This is a genomic window from Pseudomonas sp. SCB32, from assembly GCF_009189165.1.
GTDB lineage: Bacteria > Pseudomonadota > Gammaproteobacteria > Pseudomonadales > Pseudomonadaceae > Pseudomonas.
In genome coordinates this window covers 3,912,106-3,932,005 of the sequence record NZ_CP045118.1, presented here as the reverse complement: position 1 = coordinate 3,932,005, position 19,900 = coordinate 3,912,106, and the positions used below count along the sequence as shown (strand labels likewise).

General features: G+C 56.6%; 21 protein-coding genes and 1 pseudogene. 3 read left to right on the top strand and 19 right to left on the bottom strand.

What is annotated here, in order from left to right; translation table 11 throughout:
* Positions 1 to 163: 163 nt before the first annotated feature.
* The 4 genes from GA645_RS17880 to GA645_RS17865 all read right to left on the bottom strand — a co-directional run bounded on the left by GA645_RS17880 (position 164) and on the right by GA645_RS17865 (position 4,001).
* Complete coding sequence (locus tag GA645_RS17880) at positions 164 to 370, bottom strand: 4-oxalocrotonate tautomerase family protein (protein WP_152224326.1); 207 nt, start codon at positions 368 to 370, stop codon at positions 164 to 166.
* 393 nt (positions 371 to 763) lie between these two features.
* Positions 764 to 2,299 (bottom strand): amino acid ABC transporter permease/ATP-binding protein, encoded by a 1,536-nt coding sequence (locus GA645_RS17875; protein WP_152224325.1) that lies wholly within the window; start codon positions 2,297 to 2,299, stop codon positions 764 to 766.
* Between the two features lie 47 nt (positions 2,300 to 2,346).
* Positions 2,347 to 3,141, bottom strand: coding sequence for an ABC transporter substrate-binding protein (locus GA645_RS17870; RefSeq protein ID WP_152224324.1), 795 nt, complete (start codon positions 3,139 to 3,141; stop codon positions 2,347 to 2,349).
* A 104-nt stretch (positions 3,142 to 3,245) separates the two neighbouring features.
* Positions 3,246 to 4,001, bottom strand: a complete 756-nt coding sequence (locus tag GA645_RS17865; RefSeq protein ID WP_152224323.1) for a class II aldolase/adducin family protein — start codon at positions 3,999 to 4,001, stop codon at positions 3,246 to 3,248.
* A gap of 113 nt (positions 4,002 to 4,114) precedes the next feature.
* Here GA645_RS17865 and GA645_RS17860 point away from each other — a divergent pair, with 113 nt between their 5' ends.
* The gene (locus GA645_RS17860; protein ID WP_256675959.1) at positions 4,115 to 5,077 is read left to right on the top strand and encodes a LysR family transcriptional regulator; all 963 of its coding nucleotides are present in this window, start codon (positions 4,115 to 4,117) and stop codon (positions 5,075 to 5,077) included.
* Positions 5,078 to 5,244: 167 nt separating this feature from the next.
* Here the strand turns inward: GA645_RS17860 and GA645_RS17855 are convergent, their stop codons facing one another.
* The 5 genes and pseudogenes from GA645_RS17855 to GA645_RS17840 form a co-directional block, all read right to left on the bottom strand.
* Positions 5,245 to 5,838: a glutathione S-transferase family protein gene (locus tag GA645_RS17855; protein ID WP_152224322.1), complete on the bottom strand. Its 594-nt coding sequence runs from the start codon at positions 5,836 to 5,838 to the stop codon at positions 5,245 to 5,247.
* Positions 5,835 to 5,975 (bottom strand): annotated as a pseudogene (locus GA645_RS29335) (VOC family protein); the annotation flags it as partial. The gene GA645_RS17855 and the pseudogene GA645_RS29335, both read right to left, overlap by 4 nt.
* Before the next feature lie 30 nt (positions 5,976 to 6,005).
* On the bottom strand, positions 6,006 to 6,389 hold the full coding sequence (locus GA645_RS17850) for a hypothetical protein (protein WP_152224321.1): 384 nt from the start codon (positions 6,387 to 6,389) through the stop codon (positions 6,006 to 6,008).
* A gap of 66 nt (positions 6,390 to 6,455) precedes the next feature.
* Positions 6,456 to 7,433, bottom strand: coding sequence for a carbon-nitrogen hydrolase family protein (locus GA645_RS17845; protein WP_152224320.1), 978 nt, complete (start codon positions 7,431 to 7,433; stop codon positions 6,456 to 6,458).
* Positions 7,434 to 7,511: 78 nt separating this feature from the next.
* Positions 7,512 to 8,948: a cytosine permease gene (locus GA645_RS17840; RefSeq protein ID WP_152224319.1), complete on the bottom strand. Its 1,437-nt coding sequence runs from the start codon at positions 8,946 to 8,948 to the stop codon at positions 7,512 to 7,514.
* A gap of 315 nt (positions 8,949 to 9,263) precedes the next feature.
* On the opposite strand from GA645_RS17840, the gene GA645_RS17835 reads away from it, so the two are divergent.
* Positions 9,264 to 10,172 carry a LysR family transcriptional regulator gene (locus tag GA645_RS17835; protein ID WP_152224318.1) on the top strand — a complete coding sequence of 303 codons (909 nt, stop codon included), beginning with the start codon at positions 9,264 to 9,266 and terminating at the stop codon, positions 10,170 to 10,172.
* 58 nt (positions 10,173 to 10,230) lie between these two features.
* Here GA645_RS17835 and GA645_RS17830 read toward each other — a convergent pair whose 3' ends face one another.
* From GA645_RS17830 to GA645_RS17785, 10 genes are all read right to left on the bottom strand, one after another.
* Entirely contained in the window at positions 10,231 to 11,085 is an 855-nt protein-coding gene (locus tag GA645_RS17830) for a hypothetical protein (RefSeq protein ID WP_152224317.1), read from the bottom strand.
* Positions 11,082 to 11,615: a fimbrial protein gene (locus GA645_RS17825; protein ID WP_152224316.1), complete on the bottom strand. Its 534-nt coding sequence runs from the start codon at positions 11,613 to 11,615 to the stop codon at positions 11,082 to 11,084. The genes GA645_RS17830 and GA645_RS17825 overlap by 4 nt, the downstream gene beginning before the upstream one ends.
* 8 nt (positions 11,616 to 11,623) lie before the next feature.
* The gene (locus GA645_RS17820) at positions 11,624 to 12,127 is read right to left on the bottom strand and encodes a fimbrial protein (protein ID WP_152224315.1); all 504 of its coding nucleotides are present in this window, start codon (positions 12,125 to 12,127) and stop codon (positions 11,624 to 11,626) included.
* A complete protein-coding gene (locus GA645_RS17815; RefSeq protein WP_178119576.1) occupies positions 12,124 to 12,606 on the bottom strand; it encodes a fimbrial protein in 483 nt (160 codons plus the stop codon). Before GA645_RS17815 ends, GA645_RS17820 begins: the two co-directional genes overlap by 4 nt.
* Before the next feature lie 10 nt (positions 12,607 to 12,616).
* Positions 12,617 to 13,189, bottom strand: a complete 573-nt coding sequence (locus tag GA645_RS17810) for a fimbrial protein (protein WP_152224313.1) — start codon at positions 13,187 to 13,189, stop codon at positions 12,617 to 12,619.
* Positions 13,190 to 13,221: 32 nt separating this feature from the next.
* A complete protein-coding gene (locus tag GA645_RS17805) occupies positions 13,222 to 13,980 on the bottom strand; it encodes a fimbria/pilus periplasmic chaperone (protein ID WP_152224312.1) in 759 nt (252 codons plus the stop codon).
* 21 nt (positions 13,981 to 14,001) lie between these two features.
* The gene (locus tag GA645_RS17800; protein WP_178119575.1) at positions 14,002 to 16,491 is read right to left on the bottom strand and encodes an outer membrane usher protein; all 2,490 of its coding nucleotides are present in this window, start codon (positions 16,489 to 16,491) and stop codon (positions 14,002 to 14,004) included.
* Between the two features lie 44 nt (positions 16,492 to 16,535).
* Entirely contained in the window at positions 16,536 to 17,060 is a 525-nt protein-coding gene (locus GA645_RS17795) for a fimbrial protein (protein WP_152224310.1), read from the bottom strand.
* A 69-nt stretch (positions 17,061 to 17,129) separates the two neighbouring features.
* Positions 17,130 to 17,681: a fimbrial protein gene (locus GA645_RS17790; RefSeq protein WP_152224309.1), complete on the bottom strand. Its 552-nt coding sequence runs from the start codon at positions 17,679 to 17,681 to the stop codon at positions 17,130 to 17,132.
* Positions 17,682 to 17,857: 176 nt separating this feature from the next.
* Positions 17,858 to 18,484, bottom strand: a complete 627-nt coding sequence (locus GA645_RS17785; protein WP_152224308.1) for a response regulator transcription factor — start codon at positions 18,482 to 18,484, stop codon at positions 17,858 to 17,860.
* Between the two features lie 200 nt (positions 18,485 to 18,684).
* On the opposite strand from GA645_RS17785, the gene GA645_RS17780 reads away from it, so the two are divergent.
* Positions 18,685 to 19,881 carry an EAL domain-containing protein gene (locus GA645_RS17780; RefSeq protein ID WP_152224307.1) on the top strand — a complete coding sequence of 399 codons (1,197 nt, stop codon included), beginning with the start codon at positions 18,685 to 18,687 and terminating at the stop codon, positions 19,879 to 19,881.
* Positions 19,882 to 19,900 lie beyond the last annotated feature (19 nt).

The window sequence follows — 19,900 nt, the reverse complement described above, 5'->3', positions numbered from 1 at the left end:
GCGGTCACATTCAGCTCCCCGCGATAGCGGAGACGCTGCCTAGTTGCGCGACGGCTTCGAAGGCTCTTGCTGTTAAGCTGCGGCAGGTTTATGGAAGGTGTCCTTGGGGGCTTCTGTGAATGGGGGCTGGAAGGCCGGCCCTGATCCGGAGCCGGCCTTTCGCTCAACTGCCCTTTTTAGACTGCTCGTGCTGTTTGACGGAAAAGCCCGCATGCCCCCAGTTCACGGGGTCGACTTCCTCAATCACGATGTGGGTCCACTCCGGGGGCTTGTCCAGGACACGTTCCAGTGTCGCGGTGAACTCACGGATGATTTCCTGCTTCTGGCTTTCGGTTGCGCCCTGGGTGATGCGAAGAGATACGAATGGCATAGGTTCACCTCACTACTACAAAAACCGTCAAACGATATCAGTCACAAATGCATTTGCTGACATCCACTTCTCTTTTACGAAAAAACTCATCCAGGTTCAATTCCCCATCTACGCAGAGCTTTGCAATTTCTGAGTTACCTTGGGTGGTACCCAAGAAAACTCCTGCCTGGCGCAGCGGACAACGACATATCCAGTGAAAAATCCAAAGGAATAAGGTCGGACGAGCCTGCATTTATTCGTCCTGAACTCATAATGTGGAGCAGGGCGAGAGGTTTTTTCCAATCGACTCCTGCTTTCTCGATAAGCTTAAAGTTGGCGCTCATGGGGAGGCAAAATTTTTAAATTCAACGCCTCTGGAGCGCCAACGCTACTCCTTGAGTAATTAGACAATATTCAGCAGATTACTTCCACATCGGGTTCAGGCAGCCCGATGAATCGTCTGACACGTTCAGCAGAAACCGCCTCGCGGATTTCCTCGGGAGACGCATCAAACTGAATGTTTCCATTTTCCATAAACACGACTCTGTCCGAAATGGACATCGCGAACTCCATTTCATGGGTCACAATTATTAGCGTCATTCCCTCGTCCGCCAACCCCTTGATCACCTCGAGCACCTCGCCAACCAACTCAGGATCTAACGCGGAGGTAGGTTCATCAAATAACATGATGTCCGGGGACATGGCGAGTGCGCGAGCAATTGCAACTCGCTGCTGCTGACCACCTGATAGCTGATGTGGGTATTTGCATGAGTGAGCGAGAAGCCCTACTCGGTCCAGAAGTGCATAAGCATTTAGCCGACTTTCACTTTTGCAATCGCCATGGTATTGGGGAGCAAGTGTGATATTTTCAACAAGGGTGCGGTGAGGGAATAGATTGAAGCCCTGAAACACCATGCCGATATGCTTTACACGCTGCCGGAAGGTTCGGAGTTCACCATTCGCCATGGCACCACTCTTAATGAAATCTTGACCAAACAGCCTGATGCTTCCCTGGTTGATATCTTCCAGCCCATTTATAGTCCTGATAAGAGATGTTTTTCCTGACCCGGACGGGCCAATTATAGAAACGACCTCTCCCTTTTTGATTTCCAGGTCGACACCTTTAAGAACCTCGTGATTGCCATATTTTTTATGAATCCCAAGTAGCTGCAAAACAGGCCCGCCACTAATGGAATACGACTGATTGCGCTTTTTATGTCCAATGGCCTGACTCCTCAGTGCATAGGTCTGATCTGCATCTAAGGTTTGGGGTTTGCGCCGACTCAGATCAAGAGACAATTCGAATCGTTCAAGGAAGAACCCAAAGACCGTCACGATCAAGACGTAGTACACGCCCACGGCAGCAAGAGTTTCCATAACCAGGAAGTTCTGTGCATAAAGGCGTTGCCCAACAGTCAGGATCTCCGTGAGGGAGATGACTGAGGCAAGGGATGTTAGCTTGACAATCGTAACGTACTCGTTGATAAGCGTAGGAAGCGATATGCGAATGGCTTGTGGAATTACGATAAGCCACTGGGCCCCGATCGCGCCAATAGCCAACGCTTTTCCTGCCTCTCGTTGCCCTTTGGCTACAGAAATAAGTCCCCCTCTATGAATCTCGGCCATATACGCTGCTTCGGTAATCACGAGTGCGATAAGAGCTGACCAAAATGGATTTGAAAGCACCCCCCCGGAAGCTGGGATCAGCTGCGGGAGATTGTAGACAAACACTATTAGCACCAGTAATGGGATGCTGCGAAAGAACCAGATGTAGGTTGAAGCAGGACTTCTAAGTAGCTGCGAACTGGACAGCTTCGCCATGGCTAGCAAGAACCCTATCACCCCACCCAAAACCCACGCTGCGGCACTAAGTTTTATGACTTGTAAGCACGCTATCCAGAACAAGTCGAGGGTGAATAGGGATGCGAAATAATTCCAATCGAACGACATATTTGCCTCTCAATAGCGTCCGCCCAAATCAGCGCGGCGCTATGTATTTATTGTTCTGAAGTTGGTTCAAGGCCGTATTTTTTTAGAATGTCGTGGTATTCTCCATTTTCTCTACTTAGCGCTAGTGCCTTGGAGATCTCGGCGTACGTCGAATCGTTCCCCTTCCTTATAAATACCCCCAGTACCTCCGGAGAGATCAGCTCCTTTGAGCTAATTACAACCCGCCCTCTTGTGCGCTCAGAAATCATATGGGCAGCGCCAGCTATTTCTACTTGGGCTTCCACATTGCCAGAGAGCAGGGCTTGTGTTGCCTCTGGTGCAGAGGGGTACTCACTAAGTGTGACGGCGGGCTTCTTGTTAGGAAGACAATAGCTCTGAGAAAGCTTTTGCAGCTTGGGCAGCCAGGAATTCCCTTGCTCCAATCCAACTTTCTTGCCACATAACTCTTCTGGGGTCTGAGGCTGAAACTCACTGCCTCGTGTCACCAATATTGCTGACCCTGTTATGGCATAGGGAATGACTAGAGCTTGGCGCTTTCTTTCTTCGGTTATATACATTCCAGAAATTATTGCGTCATATTTTTTTGAGTTAAGCCCGTTTATCAAGTTCAAGAATTTTGTATCAACGAACTCTACGGTTCTACCTAAGGCCTTGGCAACTGACCTTGCAAGCTCAGGGTCAGAACCTACAATGTTGTTGTTCTCGTCGTAGGACTCGAATGGTGGGTAGGTGATCTCCATGCCTATTTTCAGCGGAGCCTGTTCTTCAGTCGCGGAAACGCCATTCCATCCGCCCAAGAGCGCTAAATACAAAAACCCAATTACGGCTGCTTGCTTTTTCATAAGTTATTACCATGCACAAGGCACGCACTAAAGTTGCCGTGGCAATTTTAGTGATGCGCAGTAGTTTTGGATTTTAATTGGCCGGTCAGTTCGGTGCGCATTACTCAGCTGCAGTACGAGTCCTTTTGTGATGAAATTATTTGAAGCGCTCCGTTCCACGCTAAGTCCACGATTCCGCAGTCAAAATCAGCTGCAAATGTTTCATAGGTCTTTTGGCACATCTCGGGGTCGGGAATAACGACACTCTGATCAGTGCTTCTGATTTGCAAATGAATCTGGCAGGCCCGCTCCAGCATGTAAACACTGTGAAATGCTTCACCAATAGTGCGCCCACCGACAATGGCCCCATGGTTGTGCAGTAGCATTGCGTTAGCGTCACCAAGACTTTCAATCATTGCTTTTTCTTCTAGCCTGGTGTCGATAAAAGATCCGTAAGTGTGATATTTCAGCTTCCTGTAAAACTTCATTGCATGCTGAGACAGCGGCAGAAGTCCTTCCTCAAGCGTCGAGACAGCGATCCCTGCGGCAGTGTGGGTATGAATAACGCACTTCATGTCCGGTCTGGCGCGGTGAATAGAGGAGTGGATTACAGCGCCGGCAACATTCATTGGGCCATCGGTTTCGCCTTGATATACAGGAATCCCATCAAGGCCAACTTTCACAAGGTCGCTTGCGCGCATTTTCTCGAACGGAACGCCATATTTATTTATTAGAAAGAATCCTGGCTCTCCAGGGATGCATGCCGATGCGTGGGAATCAACGAGATCCGTCATTCGATAGTATGCCAGCAGGCGGAACAATGCCGCGAGATCGCAGCGAATTGACCATTCCTGTGAGCTAAACTTGTTGGGGAAACTCATATGGCGATCCTCTCTTTTGTGTTATTTTGAGGAACACTATTGAATTCAGTCGATGGCGCATATTCATATTTTATTATATTATTTATTCGCCAAGCCAATGGAGGGTCTAGCACATGGGCTTCAGACAAGCTTCTGGATCAAACTCTGGAGAGCCTCGCTCTGTTAGCGAGCGCATGGACTGGAATCTTCTGAAGACGTTCTGTACCGTTGCGACCGAAAAAAGCATCAGTAGAGGTGCAGAAAGGCTACATCTTTCTCAGCCGGCCGTTAGCCAAGCAATTAAACGGCTGGAGGAGCAACTCGGATGCACGTTGATTGACAGAGACAGTCATCGATTCGAATTGACAGATATAGGATCGTCTCTGTTCAGAGTTTCACTGACGGCTCGGCAAAGCATCCGAGAAATTGACTCTATAGTCGACACGACGCGCAGTAATGTTAAAGGCAGCATTCGCCTGCTAACCGTCAGTGGAGTGAATTGCCCGGAGTACGACGATGTCTTGCGTGGCATGCACGAAGATCACCCTGGTATCACTTTTAGTATTGAAGTGGCCTCAACCCAGGAAATAGTAAGCTCTCTGCATCGCAACGACTCGACTTTCGGTATTGGCATTAGTCAACCCGGCGACATTGACATAAACCAACTTACGCTCAGTCGAGAGCAATCCTTTTTCTATTGCAGCAATTTTCACCCTCTGTTCAATGACAGCAATGTCACGCTTGAAAAAATCAAGTCATCTAAACTCGTGAGCTTTTCGGGAGAGTCGCTAGGGGGGACGTTGCCAAAGCTGTCAGAGCACTATGGCAGTAAATATATACGCCATAACATATCGGCGTCGTCGGCGAATACAGGTGAGATTTTGCGGTTGGTTTTAGCGGGCCTAGGTATAAGTTCGCTCCCTGAGCATTTATGCCGGGAGTATGAGGAGCGTGGGCTTCTGCGAAAACTCATGCCTGAAATGAACGTTTGCGAGGTATTGATTGTATTGATGTGGAGCGCTCACCAGGTCCGCACTCAGGCCGAGGAAATCTTCTTGAAAAGAATGCAGGCCGCATTAAGTGCCAGCCAGCGGTGACGAGCACCGAATTGGACTATTCGATTTAGCAGAAAGCCGCTCTTCAGGAGCGGCTTTTCTGTTACGGGTTTGGTCGGCTGTGGAGAGGATATCTACCATCATTTTCGCAAGAGGATGGTGACAGTCGTTGCTTCAGGAAACGGAAAAGTGGTCCTGGTAGGCCTCCTTCAGATCCCCGGCATTGGCACGAATCCGGGCAGTTGCTGGATCCGGTTGATCCAGCGTTCGATGTGGGTATACGGCGCCAGGTCGATACCACCTTCCGGCGCCAGCGCAACATAGGGGAACACCGCGCAATCGGCGATGGTCGGGCGGGAAAGCGCCAGCCAGTCATGTTTAGCCAAGTGCGCGTCCAGCAGTGGCAGGATGCGTGCAGCCCGGGCGAGGGTATCGGCCTTGTCGATGCTGTAGCCGAATTTGTCCACGAGCCGCGCGGCGCAGGGGCCGTTCTGGATCTCGTTGGCCGCCGTCGAAAGCCATTGCATGATTTCCGCTTGCAGGTGCGGCTCCATTGGCCACCAGGCCGCACCACCATAGGTGCCGGCCAGGTACACCAGGATCGCCTGAGAATCGCGCAGCACCTGCTGGCCATCCACCAGGATAGGTAGCTCTCCCCAGGGATTGAGGTCGATCAGCGGCGCTCGCTTGTGTTCGCCGTCGAGAAAGTCGACGGGGACGATATCCAGGTCCAGGTTTGCCAGGTGGGCGAACAGGCGGACCTTGTAGCAGTTACCAGACAGTTCCAGGTCATAGAGCTTCATGACGTTTCCTTGTTATTGGCCAATGGTTGGTTGAACTCCAGGACGTTGCCGTCGGGGGCGCGGATGAACAGCGCAATGCAACCTGGCCCGATCCGGTGCGGCCCCTCGATGATGGGGATGCTTTGTTGCAACAGCCAGCCAAATGTACCGCCCCCAGATGAGCGCTTTCAGGCACGGATAAGTGCCACCGTTGCGGCTACCAGCCCCGTGGTAAGCGACACAAAGGAGAGGAATGAAACCAAGCGAAATATCTTGGTGCTGTCCACCTTGGTGGAAAACGCCATCGGGACAAATGTCAGCGGATTAACCACACCACCGAAAATCACCAGCACCGTCGCCCAACCAGAAAGCTGAGGAACGGCCAGAGCAGTGACGGCCATTACCGTCCCCATGATGATCCAGTCCAGGTGTGCTTGGCGCAGTCGCATTGGGTTGATAACGCCGACAGCACGCAGCATCGCTGGATAGTCGACCGCGGCAAGCACCGCAAAGCCGGAAAGCGCGCCCAGGGAGATGGATAGCAATGCGGTAACTAAAAGCACATTACCCATGAAGCAACCTTTTGTGAGGTTGGGTGGAGCCGTGCGGCGCCACCCAAAAATGAGTTGGGAGTGGAATCAAACGTCGCAGATGTTCGCACCGGTGCGAATGCGCCGATCGATCGATAGCTCGAAGACATCTGGGCGCAAGTAGTGCCCAGTCACATCCAGGTCATGGCGCTGGGCGTCGATCTGCGTGAGGTCGATTTTTCCCAGCACGATGCCTGGCTCATCGAAAAGTGGCTCCGTTACCCAGGAACCGTCAGGCCCGATCACACCAGAACCGCCGTTGAACAACAGGCCCGCTTCTGGCGCCTCGCAACCGACTCCACTGCGATATGCCGCCAGTAATTCGGCCGGAACATCATCGGTGGTGAGGTACTGGCCTGCGCAGACTACATAGCAGCGACCTTCGAAGGCATATGATCGGGCGGCGATATGGTGCATCTCAGGCATGTCTGGCCAGGCCGCCACGTGAATCTGCTCGTCTTGCGCGTGCAAAGCTTGGCGTGCCAGCGGGTGCCAGTGCTCCCAGCACACCAACCCTCCGACACGGCCAACTTCGGTGTCGACCACCCTCAGCCCAGCGGCATCACCGTTGGCCCATACGGTGCGTTCGGTATGTGTGGGGGTGAGCTTGCGGTGCACATTCAGGATCACGCCATCAGGACCAATGGTGACAAGCGAGTTGTATAGCGAGCCCCCGTGCCGACGCGCGCGCTCGTTCATGCCCATCACTACCGTGATTTCGTTGGTACGTGCGGCCTCGCGGAGCACAGCCAGGTCATCGTCCATGGCGTCAGGCAAACCGATGACCGGGCTGTCGGCCAACAGCTTTGCATACCAGGATTTCGCTTGCGCATCGTCCCAGCCGGCCATGCCAAACACCCAGGCCGGATAGCAGCTGAGCCAGGTCTCAGGGAACACTACGAGTTCTGCGCCCATAAGCGCTGCGTCACGAATATGCTTGGCTGCCCTGCGAAGTGATTCGGCGAAATCGAGAACCGCTGCGGGCATTTGCACGATGGCGACAATTTTTTCTTTATTGCTGGTCATTCCAAATACCTTCTCTATGTTCGTTGCGTTGTTCGCCTGCTCGCAGTGCGGCAGCCGGAACCTGGAGGTCAAGGCGTCTTAACCGGAAACCCTTTCAAGCAGCATCTGGCTTTGGCGTTGCGCGGAAATTTCCGCCGAACGCTCGAGATTGCGTGCCAGCAGGTAGTACATACCGCCCGCAATCAACAGCCCGGGAATGAATGCGATATCTGCGCCCCCCAGCGCCTGCGCCGCGGGCCCGACAAAAAACGGGATGGAGAAGAACGGAATCATCGCCACGAAGCCGACGGCATAGGCGAGCACCCCACGCCAGGCCCAACGGCCATACACGCCGTGCGGGTTGAATATTTCGGTGATGGCGTATTCGCCCTTGCGAATCGCGTAGAAGTCGACGAGGTTGACCGCCGTCCAGGGGATCAGGAAATACAGCATCAGCAGTACAAAACCGTTGAAGCTGGCCATATAGGCTTCGGGTAATGCGAGGGCGACGAGCAGTGAAACCAGGCCGACAATGGTCAGGCCTGTCACCCGCAGCCGGATGGTCGGGCGCACAGGGCTAAAGCCATCGACCGCACTGATGCCGGTCAGCATCGCGCCATAACTGTTGATGCCTGTCACCGACAACTGCGCAACGGCGCCTACCAGTACGACAAGGGTGCCGAAACCTTTGAAAAAGTAGTCACCGGTCTGCACCAGCGAAACAATGCCATCGGCTCCAGGTATGTAGCTGGCAAGCACTGCTCCCAGCGACATCAGCCAGGCCGCAGAAGCCGCAGCGCCCAGGTAGGTCCAACAGATCAATCTGGAGCTGGATGAGTCTTCGGGAAGGTAGCGCGAGTAGTCGGAGACATACACCGAGTAGCTGATGTTGTAGCCAGCGGCCAACGACAGTTGCACCAGGAACGCGGTGGTGTTCCACCCGGCCTCTACCGGTGCCGGGCTGGCGGCAGGAAGTGCGGTGATGGCCATGATGGTGACGATGCTGAACACGGCAATCAGCAGATAGGTCAGCCAGCGCTGCACGAAGTGCAGCAGGTCATGGCCGAACACTGCGATGACGATACTCACGGCAATCAGCATCGGGTACCAGAACCACTTCGAACCAGGCAATACCAATTGCAGCGCCTGGGTCACGAGAATGACGCCGAACACGATAAAGCCCACGTAGACAAAGAGAGTCGCGGCAAAGGGAACGATGGCCCCGCGGCTGCCGAACTGTGCCCGCGACTGAATCATCTGTGGCAAGCCCATCTTCGGCCCCTGATTGGCGTGGAGGGCCATGAACAATGTGCCGAAGCCTGCGCCTGCGACAACGGCCAGGACGCTCCACAGGATGCTCAGCCCCATGCCCGGGCCAACAAAGCCGACCATCAGGGTGAGAAACACGAAGTTGCCACTGAACCAGAAGGGGCCCTGATGCCAGACCTTCCCGTGCCTTTCTGCCCGCGGCACATAGTCGATTGAGCGGGCTTCGATTGTGGGTCTGCCTGACTCGCCGTTGCGTTGAGGTGCCATGCCGCACTCCGTCAAAGATTGATTATTTTTGTTGGTGGTGTAGCGCTCGCGTGGGCCGCTGCTGTGTTTTCAGCGCCTTTAGCGACCGCTGTCCCAGGAGCGCCGCAAGTATCGGAACCAGGAAATGGCCGGTAAATTCTCAAACGCAGAAGCTGACTTGCTCGAAAAACGCAACTAAAGCGAGCCAGTGTTTCGTGTTGTGCCAGGCGGGAGGTAGGGACGATGGGAGAACAACCGGGACGGATAAACCGGAGGGAAATTAGCTGGTATAAGACAGATCCTCATGGCGGTCGTGAACGTGTATCGGAGGTCTTGATGCTGACCAACCTTTCAGACGTGGATCTGCGCAGGCTGCGCATCTTCTGTTCGGTCGTGGAAGCCGGTGGTTTCACCGCCGCGCAGGTGCGCTTGAATACCAGCCTGCCACGTCTGAGCACGCTGGTTCGAGACCTGGAAGTTCGCCTCGGTTACTCCTTGTGCCGACGCGGCAAGGGCGGTTTTCAGCTGACTGAGCAGGGTGCGCAGACCTACGCTGCCGCACAGGAGCTGTATGCCGATATCGATCGTTTTCACCAGCGGGTGGTGATGCTCAATGAGCAGTACCCGGAGTTCCTGCAAATCGGCAGCGCCGACAACCTGCTTTCGCATCCCCAGGCTCCGCTACCGCTGGCCCTGAGTCTGTTCCGCAAAGCGTCGCCGCGCACCCGAATAGACCTGCAGATCATGCGCGCCGATGAACTTGAACAAGCGGTGCTCGAAGGGCGTCTGCACCTGGCAGTCGGTTGTTTCAACCACCAGCTATCGGGCCTGCACTATCAGTCGTTGTTCGAAGAGGAACAGAACCTGTATTGCGGGCGCGGGCATTCGCTCTTTGAGCGCCCGGATGAACAACTCAGCAATGAGGAAATCGAGACAGCGGACTATGTGGATCGTGGCTACATGCTCGAAAGCCGAAGGCCGCATAACTTGCGTTTCGGCCACTCCGTGAGCGCATTGTCAATGGAAGCGATTGCCACCTTGATAGCTTCCGGCACCTGCATTGGCTATCTACCGACGCACTACGCCGAAATTTGGGTCGCCCGCGCAATGCTCCGTTCGATCGCCCCGCAGAGGCTTGCGTACAGGGCGGAGTTCCATTGCATAACCCGCCAGGGGCAAGCGCCAACAAACGCGCTGGAGAGACTGATTCAAGCCATGGACACTGCGCAGCGCTCGTTGATCTAGCACGACGCTACGGAGTTCCAAGTCTTTCGGGTCACTCGCTTGAATGCACATGGCTGTCTCACGGCGGCGACACGGTAACCACCGTGGAGCCAGAGAACGCACCTGGTGTAACGGTCCCGCGCGTGACCAAGGTCGAGGTGATATCCAGTGGGCTGGCCAGGCCCTGTGAAATTGGCACATTGATGCCCGCCGTGGCGTCCTTGCCGTTCACCGTGATCTTGCTGTAAAGGCTGTCGTCGTCCCTGAGCCGTACGCCATAGACATTCGTTCTGGAGGCCGAGACGGTCACGCTGGCCGGGCCCCGGCATTGCACATTGAGCTGGGTCGAGGCCTTCGCCCCGTCCAGGGCATTGTCAGGCAGGTTTTTGTGGTCGATCGTGGTATCTCCCTTGATCTCGCACGACAAGACTGGCGCGGCTACACGGCTGCAGGGTCCGAAAGGACCTATCGCGCCGCCAATGGCGGGCCCGGTGTGCGAGTAGCTGAAAGTGATGCAGGCTTCATCATTGGCGTCCTTGTGAGAGACTAGAATCGACCCACTGAGCGGTATTCGAAAACCCCTGGCTTCCAGATCCCGTTGTAGCTGGCCCATGGTCGAGCTGCCGCGGCGAATCGGCACGGCCCACTGGCCATATTTTCCAACCGAGCTGCTGGCCCCGGGACGTTTGTACGCATACAGCATAATGTTACAAGTTGATACCCACCCGTCATTCGAATTGCACGGGCTGGGCTGCCCTGGCGCGCCCGAACTCCAGTCGCTCACGACGAAGTGATAACGCACGCCACCCGGCTCATACTGACTTTCCGTGGTTGTAATGGTGATGGCTTGTGCCTGGACGGCAGCACCGCATGACAGCACCGCTGCCAGAACGCTGCGCACCACAGTTCCGCAAGGTTTTTTCATGGTGATCACTCGTAACTCAAGGCAAAGGTCAGGGAGGCTTCAAAGTCGCCCTGTCCGAGACTGCGATTGGCTAGCACCTCCGGCGCGCCTTGCAGGTAAGCATTGAAGCTGAGCAGATTGTCGCCACTGCTCAGTACGCCCATGCGGTGGGTCTTGTTCAACGGGAGGGCCGTGCCGCCGGTTGTCTCCAGCCCCACCAGCAGGCCTTGTACGGTGGCGCTTTGAAGCGGTAGAAGCCCGGGTGGATCGCTGCTTTCGTTGCCGCTGAAGGTAATGCTGACCATGCGCTTACCGACCTCCAGGTCGCAGTTCTGCAGGCGCAGCTCGATGGGATGTCCCTTGGTTCTGCCGTTAAGGTAAAGGTCCTTGTCGATCACGCTTTTGAAGTCCAGTTTGATCAACTCATCTTCCTCAGCAAGCATGCAAGGCTCATTCACCAAGGTGCCGGAAAAGTACAGGTTGTCTTCTGCCGCCCTTGCTGCCTGCAACCAGAGGCAGGCGGCGATCCAGGCGCTCAGGGTCATTGCCCACTTGCCCATAGATCCTCCTAGTAGAGTTCGGCCATCAGTAGCGCCGAAGCGGTGAAGTCGGTGCTGGGCAACGCCGCGCCGGTTAGCTTTACGGGTACAGCTTCCAGCACGGGCGGTGTCGATGCGCTGACATCGATCTCTCGGGGTTCATTGGGTGTCAGTGCGGTACCGCCGAGCAGCACCTTGATGCCCAGGTCGTTCACCGAGGTTTTCAGCGCAGTAGGGTCGAAATGCGCATGGGTACCCTTGAGGGTCAGGCGCATGTGCCAGGTGATATCGGCGTTGGACGCACCCGGGCATTCGATCTGGTAGGGAATCGCCTGTCGGTAGAGCTCGCCATCAATGCGGTTGACGGCAATATTGCGCTTGAAGCGCACGTCGATACGCCCGCCCTTGTCGCTGACGGTACAGGCGGGCGGCGCCAACAGGTTGCCGGTGAACTGCAGATTGTCCGCGACAACGCCCGACAAGGGCAGGGCGGCGATCGACAGTATCGCCAAGGTGCGACGCAGGATGCTCATCGATAATCCACCACAAGGGTTGCGCTGGCCTTGAACGCACCGGCTTTGATTTCGCTGTTTTCGCGTTTGACCAGTACTGCCTGCAGAACGGGCTTTTTACGGGGGTCGAAGTCAGCCCAGGTATTGAGCGCAAACCGGTCGCCATCTTTTTTAAGGGCGATGCCGAGGTTGTCGTAACCCGGCACCATCAGCAACGCGGGATCGAACCCGGGGTTGCCGCTCACCTGCATCCGTAGTTCATTGGTCGCCGAGCGGGTGCAATCGAGCGTGTACTCCAAGGTGATGGTCTTGTACTGGCCATCGATGCCGGCGACCTGCACATCGCCAAAGGGAGCACTGATGGGTGCGTTTTTATTGATCACGCAAGGAATCGCCGCATAGACGACACCTTTGATCGTAACCACCTGCTGCTCGCTGGCCTGGGTCAAGGATGCACAGCCGAGCAGCAGTGCCAGCAGTGCGGGACGTGCGGCAGTCATTGCGGGGGCCTCAGTCATACGCCAGGCTCACATTGAGGCTGGCGCGGAAGGCGCCTGGGCGCAGGGGGGCCGCAGTGCGCTCAGGGCGAATGTAATAGGTCAGTTGGCTGTCCCCGGGCGAGACGAACCAGGCGGGGGCGGTGCGGCCCAGGCGCACATCATTACCCTGAACATCGAGCAGGCGCAGGCCAAAACCCTCGGCGCCGACCACCTTGATCAGCTCGGGCGTATCGGTGTCGGCCACTGCCCTGAAAGCCAGCGCAACCACCGGCTCGATAGCACTCCAGGCCAGGGTGCCTTGGTGCTCATCATGGCGGCCGCCGTTGCTGCGTACACAACCTTGAAGCTTGAGGTGCAGGGCCACAGGCGTACCCTGGTCGCCGATGCGCAGCAGGCGGGCGGTGCTCAGTTCGCCCAGCGACAAGGTCTGATAGGTGGAGCTCGGGTCCAGGTAGCAGGCGCTTTCAATCAAGGTACCGGTGACCTGGAACTCGGCCGATTGCGCAGGGTTGCCGGCGGCGTGAGCCGAAACACTGGCACTGCAGAGCAAGACTGCCAGACAGCAACGGGGTCCAGGCTTCATGATTTGCCCTCACTGGAATGGGTCATCGGATATCAGCGTTTGCTGGCAACGGGACTGGCAGTACAGGTGCCTGAAACGCAGCTGAACTGCAGTTGTGGGCGGCCGCCGTAGTCATTGACGTAGGTCAGCACCGGCTTGTCGCCTAGCGCCTTGCTGCTTACGCCCAGGTCGAGCTGCCCCCTGGGGGCGACCATCAGGGGTTTGAAGTCGGTTGCACTGGCAGACTTGAGGTTGGGTGTGGCATCGATCAGCGTGACGTAATAGGGCGTCGGGTTGTTCACCAGGTAACGGTCGTCCTGGCGGGTCAGGGTCAGTTTTTCCTGCCAGGGGGCTTCGTTGACGCCGGCCCCTGGGGCGATCGCCGCAGGTCGATAGAACAGTTTCACCCGCGTCTGCAGCGCAATCTGCAAGGTGTTGGGTTTATCGCTACGTGGCGGAATCTCGCGCAGATTGAAGTAGAACAGCGATTCGCGGTCCTGGGGCAATTGGCTCAGTTCAGGAAGACCCTGAATTTTCACCTGGCTGTTGGCCCCGGCTTCAAGGCGCTGGATCGGTGGCACCACCACCAAGGGGCTGGTGATTTTCTCGGCCTGCTCGTTCTCGATCCAGGCCTGGGCCAGGTAGGGCAGCTGGGTATTCTGGTTGCTGACGCTGAGGCTGACCGATTTCTCGCTACCGGTAAAAATAACCCGGGTGCGGTCCAGCGAAACGGCGGCCAGGCTGGTTTGTGCCGCGCAGGTGCCCAACAAGGCAAGCAGAGGCAGGGTGTTACGTATGAAACAAGTCTTCATAGTGGTACCTGGTGTAATGAATTAGGCGGTGGAGTTGTCCGCGTCGCTGGTGGGCTGGCACAGCAGCTCCAGTTGTCGGTCAGGCGATACCACCTGGTCGGGCAGGGTGAAATGGCAGCGCGCGCTGCCGTCCCAATGCAGCGACATGGTTTCGCCCGGCCTCATGCCGCTCAGGTAGGTCGATCCTTCCTCGCCGACGATGCCGGTTTCCTGGCCGCGGTTGTTCTGTGCGGAGGCGCCAAAGGGCGGCGCGCTGCGATTGGCCATGCGGATGATGACCATGGCTTTTTGGCCGGCGATCACATCGAAACGGCGGTAGCCGATCGCGCCTTCAGTCAGGGTCGCCTGGGTGATTGACTGGGTGGCTTCGACATCGTCGGCCAGGCTGTCCAGTACGATGCTGGCCTGGTTGCGGTAGTAGCTGTTGACGTCGGTCACCACTGCCTTGCCGAACCGGTTGGTACGGGTTACCCCGCCGTTACCGCGCACCGGTACGTCGGCCACACCCTGGGTGTCGAGCAGCAGCCGGGTGCCGCCCATGACGTTGCTGCGGTGCAGTGCAGCGCCCTGGCCCGTGAGGGTGGCGCCGCCTTGCAGGGACAGCCCGGCCGAGGTGTACTCACCGGCCTGGTAGCTGGCGCTGGCCACTACCTGGGCCTGGTCCCCGTCATGGGATAGGAAACCGCTGGCGTTTTCACCGCTTGAAGCCTTGCCGACGCTGAGCATGTAGTGGCTACGCTCATCGATACGGTCGTAGTAACTCAGGCTATGGGTAGTGTCGCCGCGGCTGGCCGACGAGCCATAACTGATTGATCCGGTGTCGCCCCAGGGGATGCTGACCGACAAGTAGGCACCGTCATCGGAGGTGCCGTTGGCCTTGTTCTGGTATGCGGTCAGCGACAGGCTGAGGTTCTTCAAACCGCCGACATCGAAATAGCGCGACAACGATAGGCTGTAGCGGTCGCTCGCCTGGCTGTTCCAGTAAGTCTGGTGGTTGTAGTTGAGGTTCACGCTGAGCGCGGAATCACGGAACTGCTTGCTCAGTGTCGCCGTATACAGCTCCTTGCTCTGATTCAACGACTGGACGCCACGTCGGGCTTCGATGAATTCGTTCATGCTCAGGTAGTTCTCCTCGGAGAACCGGTAGCCGGCGAAGGTGACCTGGCTGTCGTACTCATCGAAGCGCTTGGAATAGCTTGCACGGTAGGACTTCCCGCTGAGTGTGTCGTGCTCCGGCAGCGTCGCCCTCGACTGGGTGACGTCAAACGACAACGCACCGAAGGCCATCAGGTCGCGACCGACGCCCACGGCCAGGGAACCGTAGTCCCTGGCAGCGAGGCTGCCGCCATACAGTGACCAGCCATTGCTCACACCCCAGGAAAACTCACCGGTGGCGAACGCTGGGCCATCCATCTGATGTTCCCAGTCGGAGGGTTTGCCGGCGGCCAGCTTGTAGCGCACCGTGCCCGGACGGGTCAGGTAGGGGATGCTGGCGGTGTCCATCTGGAATTCCTGGACGCTGCCGTCCTGCTCTTCGACGCGCACGTCAAGCTGGCCAGAGACCGCGTCGTTGAGGTCCTGGATCCGAAAAGCGCCCGGCGGCACCTGGGTGTCGTAGAGCACCCGGCCTTGTTGGCGAATCACCACGCGCGCGTTGGTCCGCGCCACACCGGTGACTTCCGGGGCATACCCTCTGAGGTTGGGGGGCAGCATGTTGTCGTTGCTGCTCAGGTTGGCGCCGGTGTAGCGGAAACTGCCGAACAGGTTGGAGTCCAGGTAGTCTTCACCGACGATCAGGTTCGAGCGCAGTGACGGCACAGCACGCAAGGCATAAAAGCGGCTCCAGGCGAATTGGTCGAGTGAAGGCTGGTCGTCACTGCGTTGCATCTGGGTCTGCCAGTCGCCGCGCAAGCGCCAGGCGCCCAGGTTGATACCGGCGGTACCGTTGCCACTGAGGCTGTCACTGCGGCCTTTACCCTGCTTGCGCTCGGTTGTCTGGGCGTTGAGGTTATAGTCGAAGAGCACTCCGGAAATGCCTTCGTCCCAACGTGAAGGCGGATCCCAGTTCGCTGCGGTGTATTCCAGCTGGTCCTGGGGGATGCTCAGGTACAGTGCCGAGGTGCCCAGGTCGCCACGTGCCTGCATGCCAGGAACGCTGCCCAGATCCAGGCAGGCACCGTCGTGCGACCAGGTCAGGGACTTGGTGACTTGTTCTTTAAGGCCCAGTTCATTGACCAAGGCCGGCGAAAGACAGGCGATACTACTTTTCGGATCGTCTTCGGCCGGGAAATAGTCGACGGCAAACTCCATCAACGTATCGCGGTTCACGTGCACCATCAGGCTGTATTGGCCGGGCATGATGAAGTTGGCCAAAGAAAACACGCCAAGATCAAGGTTCTCGCGATCCTTGAGGTCCAGTACATCGGTGTTGAATCGGAATTCTTCGGCTGCAGTTGCCCACGGCGCGAGACAAAACAACGCCGTGGTAGCCAGTACCTTACGGTGATCCACGTGACTAAATCCTTGAGCGGAACTGAATGCTGAGTGTCTGCAGTTCAGAAGTGCTGAATACTCAGTTTGATCGTGGCGTGGTATTCGCCCGCTTCCAGAGCACGTCCGCTACCGACGAGCGCAAGTGAATAATTGAGCATCAAGCTGTCGGTGGAATGTGTGCTGTGCTCAATTAACATGCCGGGTGAAATCAACTGCCCTTGTTCATCTTTAATTCGCAATGCAATGCCTTTCGCGTCGCCCTGAATGGCGAAGTTTTCACCATCCGGCTGACCTTCGAATGTCAGTTCGAAACGCTGGGCAGGGTCGGTTTTGTTCTGTGTGTCCGACGCAATGCAATCGCTGATATAAATATTCAGGGATTGCTGGTGTGATGTATTGCCGCTTACCAAGCTATTAAGCGCTAGAGGATTGAACGCGATCGTCTGACTGTCATTACCCACACGGATGGTGCAGGCGCTATCGACGATGCTCCCGGCTAGTTGCACGCGCCCCTTGAGCGCATCGGCAGCACTGATGGGCACGCCCAGGATGCCGAGGGTCAGTAGCAGTGTGGTTGAACGAATCATCTAAACCTCGCGAGCCCCTCGCAGTACGCAACCTGTGCGTACTGCGAGTCGCTTCAGTGACGACGTCCGTTACTGATAAGCGAGGGTGAAGTTGGCGAACGTTTCGAAGTTGCCCGGTACGATTTCGGCTGGCACTTCTGCGCCGCCACCTTCTGAGACCATGTCGCCCTGCAGATAGGCGTTAAACTGCAGGAATGTGTCGCCATCGGTCAGCGCCTGCGCAGGCGAAGCACTGCCCAGCTTGATCAGCGCGCCGGTGTGGTCGGCGATGGCCAGGCTGGCGCCTTGGGCAGTGCCCTTGATTGCCAGCAGGTCAGGGTTGGACGAAGGCGAGCCGGTGAAGGTTGCAGTCGCCGCCTTCAGGGCGCCCAGTTCACAGCCGCGCAGTTCGATCTTGAAGGTTTTCGGGCTGGATTTGCCGCCGTTTTTCAAGGCGACATTGGAGATTTGATCCATCTCGACAGTCTGGTATTGCGACTCTTGAGCGATGGAGCACGGCGCATCGATAATTGCGCCCTTGAAGGTAATCACACCGTGACCCTGATCTTTGGCAAAGCTCACAGCCGAAGTTGTTGCCAGGGTGACTGCCATGATCGCGCCAGCCAGCGAACGAACTTTCATTTCATACTCCTAGATTTATATTGAAGTCCTTGCAGGGAACTCAATGGAACACTCTTTCTGCTCGAATGTCTGTGTGCCGTTGAGCAGGAGTAAGCTTAGGAGTAGATATGGACGAGGTGGATGGGACGTTGCCGACGCAGGCCTAGGAAATTTCCTACAGGTATTTTAAGTGCCGACTAGGGCGTCAATGAGTTGCGCTTGGCGAACTCAGCCAGATCAACCAGCGACGCGGCTCCCAGCTTTTGTAATAGGCGGGTTTTGTAGGTGCTAACGGTTTTATTGCTGAGGAAGAGCATTTCACCAATCCGCTTATTGGAGTAACCCTGGGCCAGGTATTGCAATACTGTCACTTCCCGATCAGTCAGCGATCGAATCTGCTCCAGCTCCGTTAGTTGCTCTGAAGGAGCGACGCTGTCAAACGCCAGGGAGGGGAAGAAGGTGTAGCCGGCTTCCACCGCTTTGATCGCGGAGATCAGGCTGCCAAGGTCTTCCTCTTTATTGACGAAGCCACGAGCACCTAGCTGGATACAGCGTCGGCACACCGAGTCGGCAGGTTGCGAAGTCAGGATCAGTATTTCGCTACGCACATTCAGTGCTTTGATCCGGGAAATAACGGTAAATCCGTCCAGTTTAGGAATGCCAATATCGAGAATTATCACTTGTGGAGTGAGTTCGCGTACCAGCTGAACAGCATCGAGTCCATTGTCCGCTTCACCCACCACGCGCATGCCGTGCTTTTCCAGTAGAACCCGGACGGCCAGTCGAATGACCGGATGATCGTCAACTATCAGAACGCTATGCATAGTGTGAGTTCACCTTCAAAACGCGCTTGTTACGGAACGGTACGGCCTGGGCGGTAAAGGTTAACAGCATTAGTCGCGTAGGACATCGCTGTAGTTTGTCTTGGGAAATTTCCTATCGTGCGCAGGAAATCTCCCATAGAGATGTCAGGGGCGAGCCTTGCACACTACCTCCCCTTCGATTGCGTGCGTGTAGACCTGCAATGCAAAACTTGACTGTTCTGGTGCTGGAGGATGAACCCTTCCAGCGCCTCGTCACCGTGACCGCGCTGGAAAAAGTGCTGCCGGGGCGCGTACTGCAAGCGGCGGATGGCCATGAGGCGATTGCCGTGCTGTCTGCCTGCGACGCTGTGGATATTGTCCTCTGTGACCTGAAAATGGCCGGCATGGATGGCTTGGCGTTTCTTCGCCATGCCAGTAGCAGCGGCAAAATCGGGGCGGTAGTGTTATGCAGCGAACTGGACCCGGTTCTGCGTCAGGCCACGGTCGCGATGATTCACTGCCTGGGTCTGACCTTTTTGGGCGATCTGGGCAAGCCGTTCAAACTGGAGGGATTCAGCCAGTTGGTCAAATGCTACCGGGAACAATGCAGTGCCACCCCCAGACGGTTGTCGCCTGCAGAGCTACCCACCCTGAGCGACGTGCGGCAGGGCCTGGACAACGGTGAGTTTGAGGCCTACTACCAACCCAAGGTCACCCTGGCGGGGCAGCTACTGGTCGGCGCAGAAGTGTTGGCGCGTTGGACGCATCCGCAATGGGGGGTGCTGTCGCCTGCGCATTTTTTACCGGTGATGGAAGAGCACAATCTGATCAGCCGCTTGTTCTGGCAGCTGTTCGAGCAAGGCCTGGGGTTGCAGCAAAGGCTGTCTGCGCAAGGGCACGAGATCAACCTGGCGTTCAACTTGAGTCCAGCACAGCTGGACTGCGGCGTGCTGACCGAGCGCATCACACTGCTGCTCAAGCGCTCGCAGGTACCCGCGACCAGTGTGATGTTCGAAATCACCGAGTCTTGCCTTATGAGTGCACCGGCCAGAAGCCTGGAGAGCCTGGTGCGGCTGCGTATGCTCGGCTGTGGCCTGGCCATGGATGATTTTGGGGCCGGTTACTCTTCGCTGGATCGACTCAGCGAACTGCCATTCAGCCAGATCAAGCTTGACCGGGCCTTCGTGCGCAAGATGCAAAGCCAGCCCAAAAGCGCTGCAATCATCACGTGCTCGGTGGCGCTGGCCAAGGCGCTGGGTATCTCACTGGTCATCGAGGGTGTAGAGACCGTCGAGCAACAGGTCCGCCTGATTGAGCTGGGCGGTACCCTTGCCCAGGGGTATCTGTTTGCTCGGCCCATGCCGGAAAGTCACTTTATCGATTTCTGCGCGCAGCGAGCGGGGCGAGGCAGGTCTTGATGAACGAGCGACAGCAACG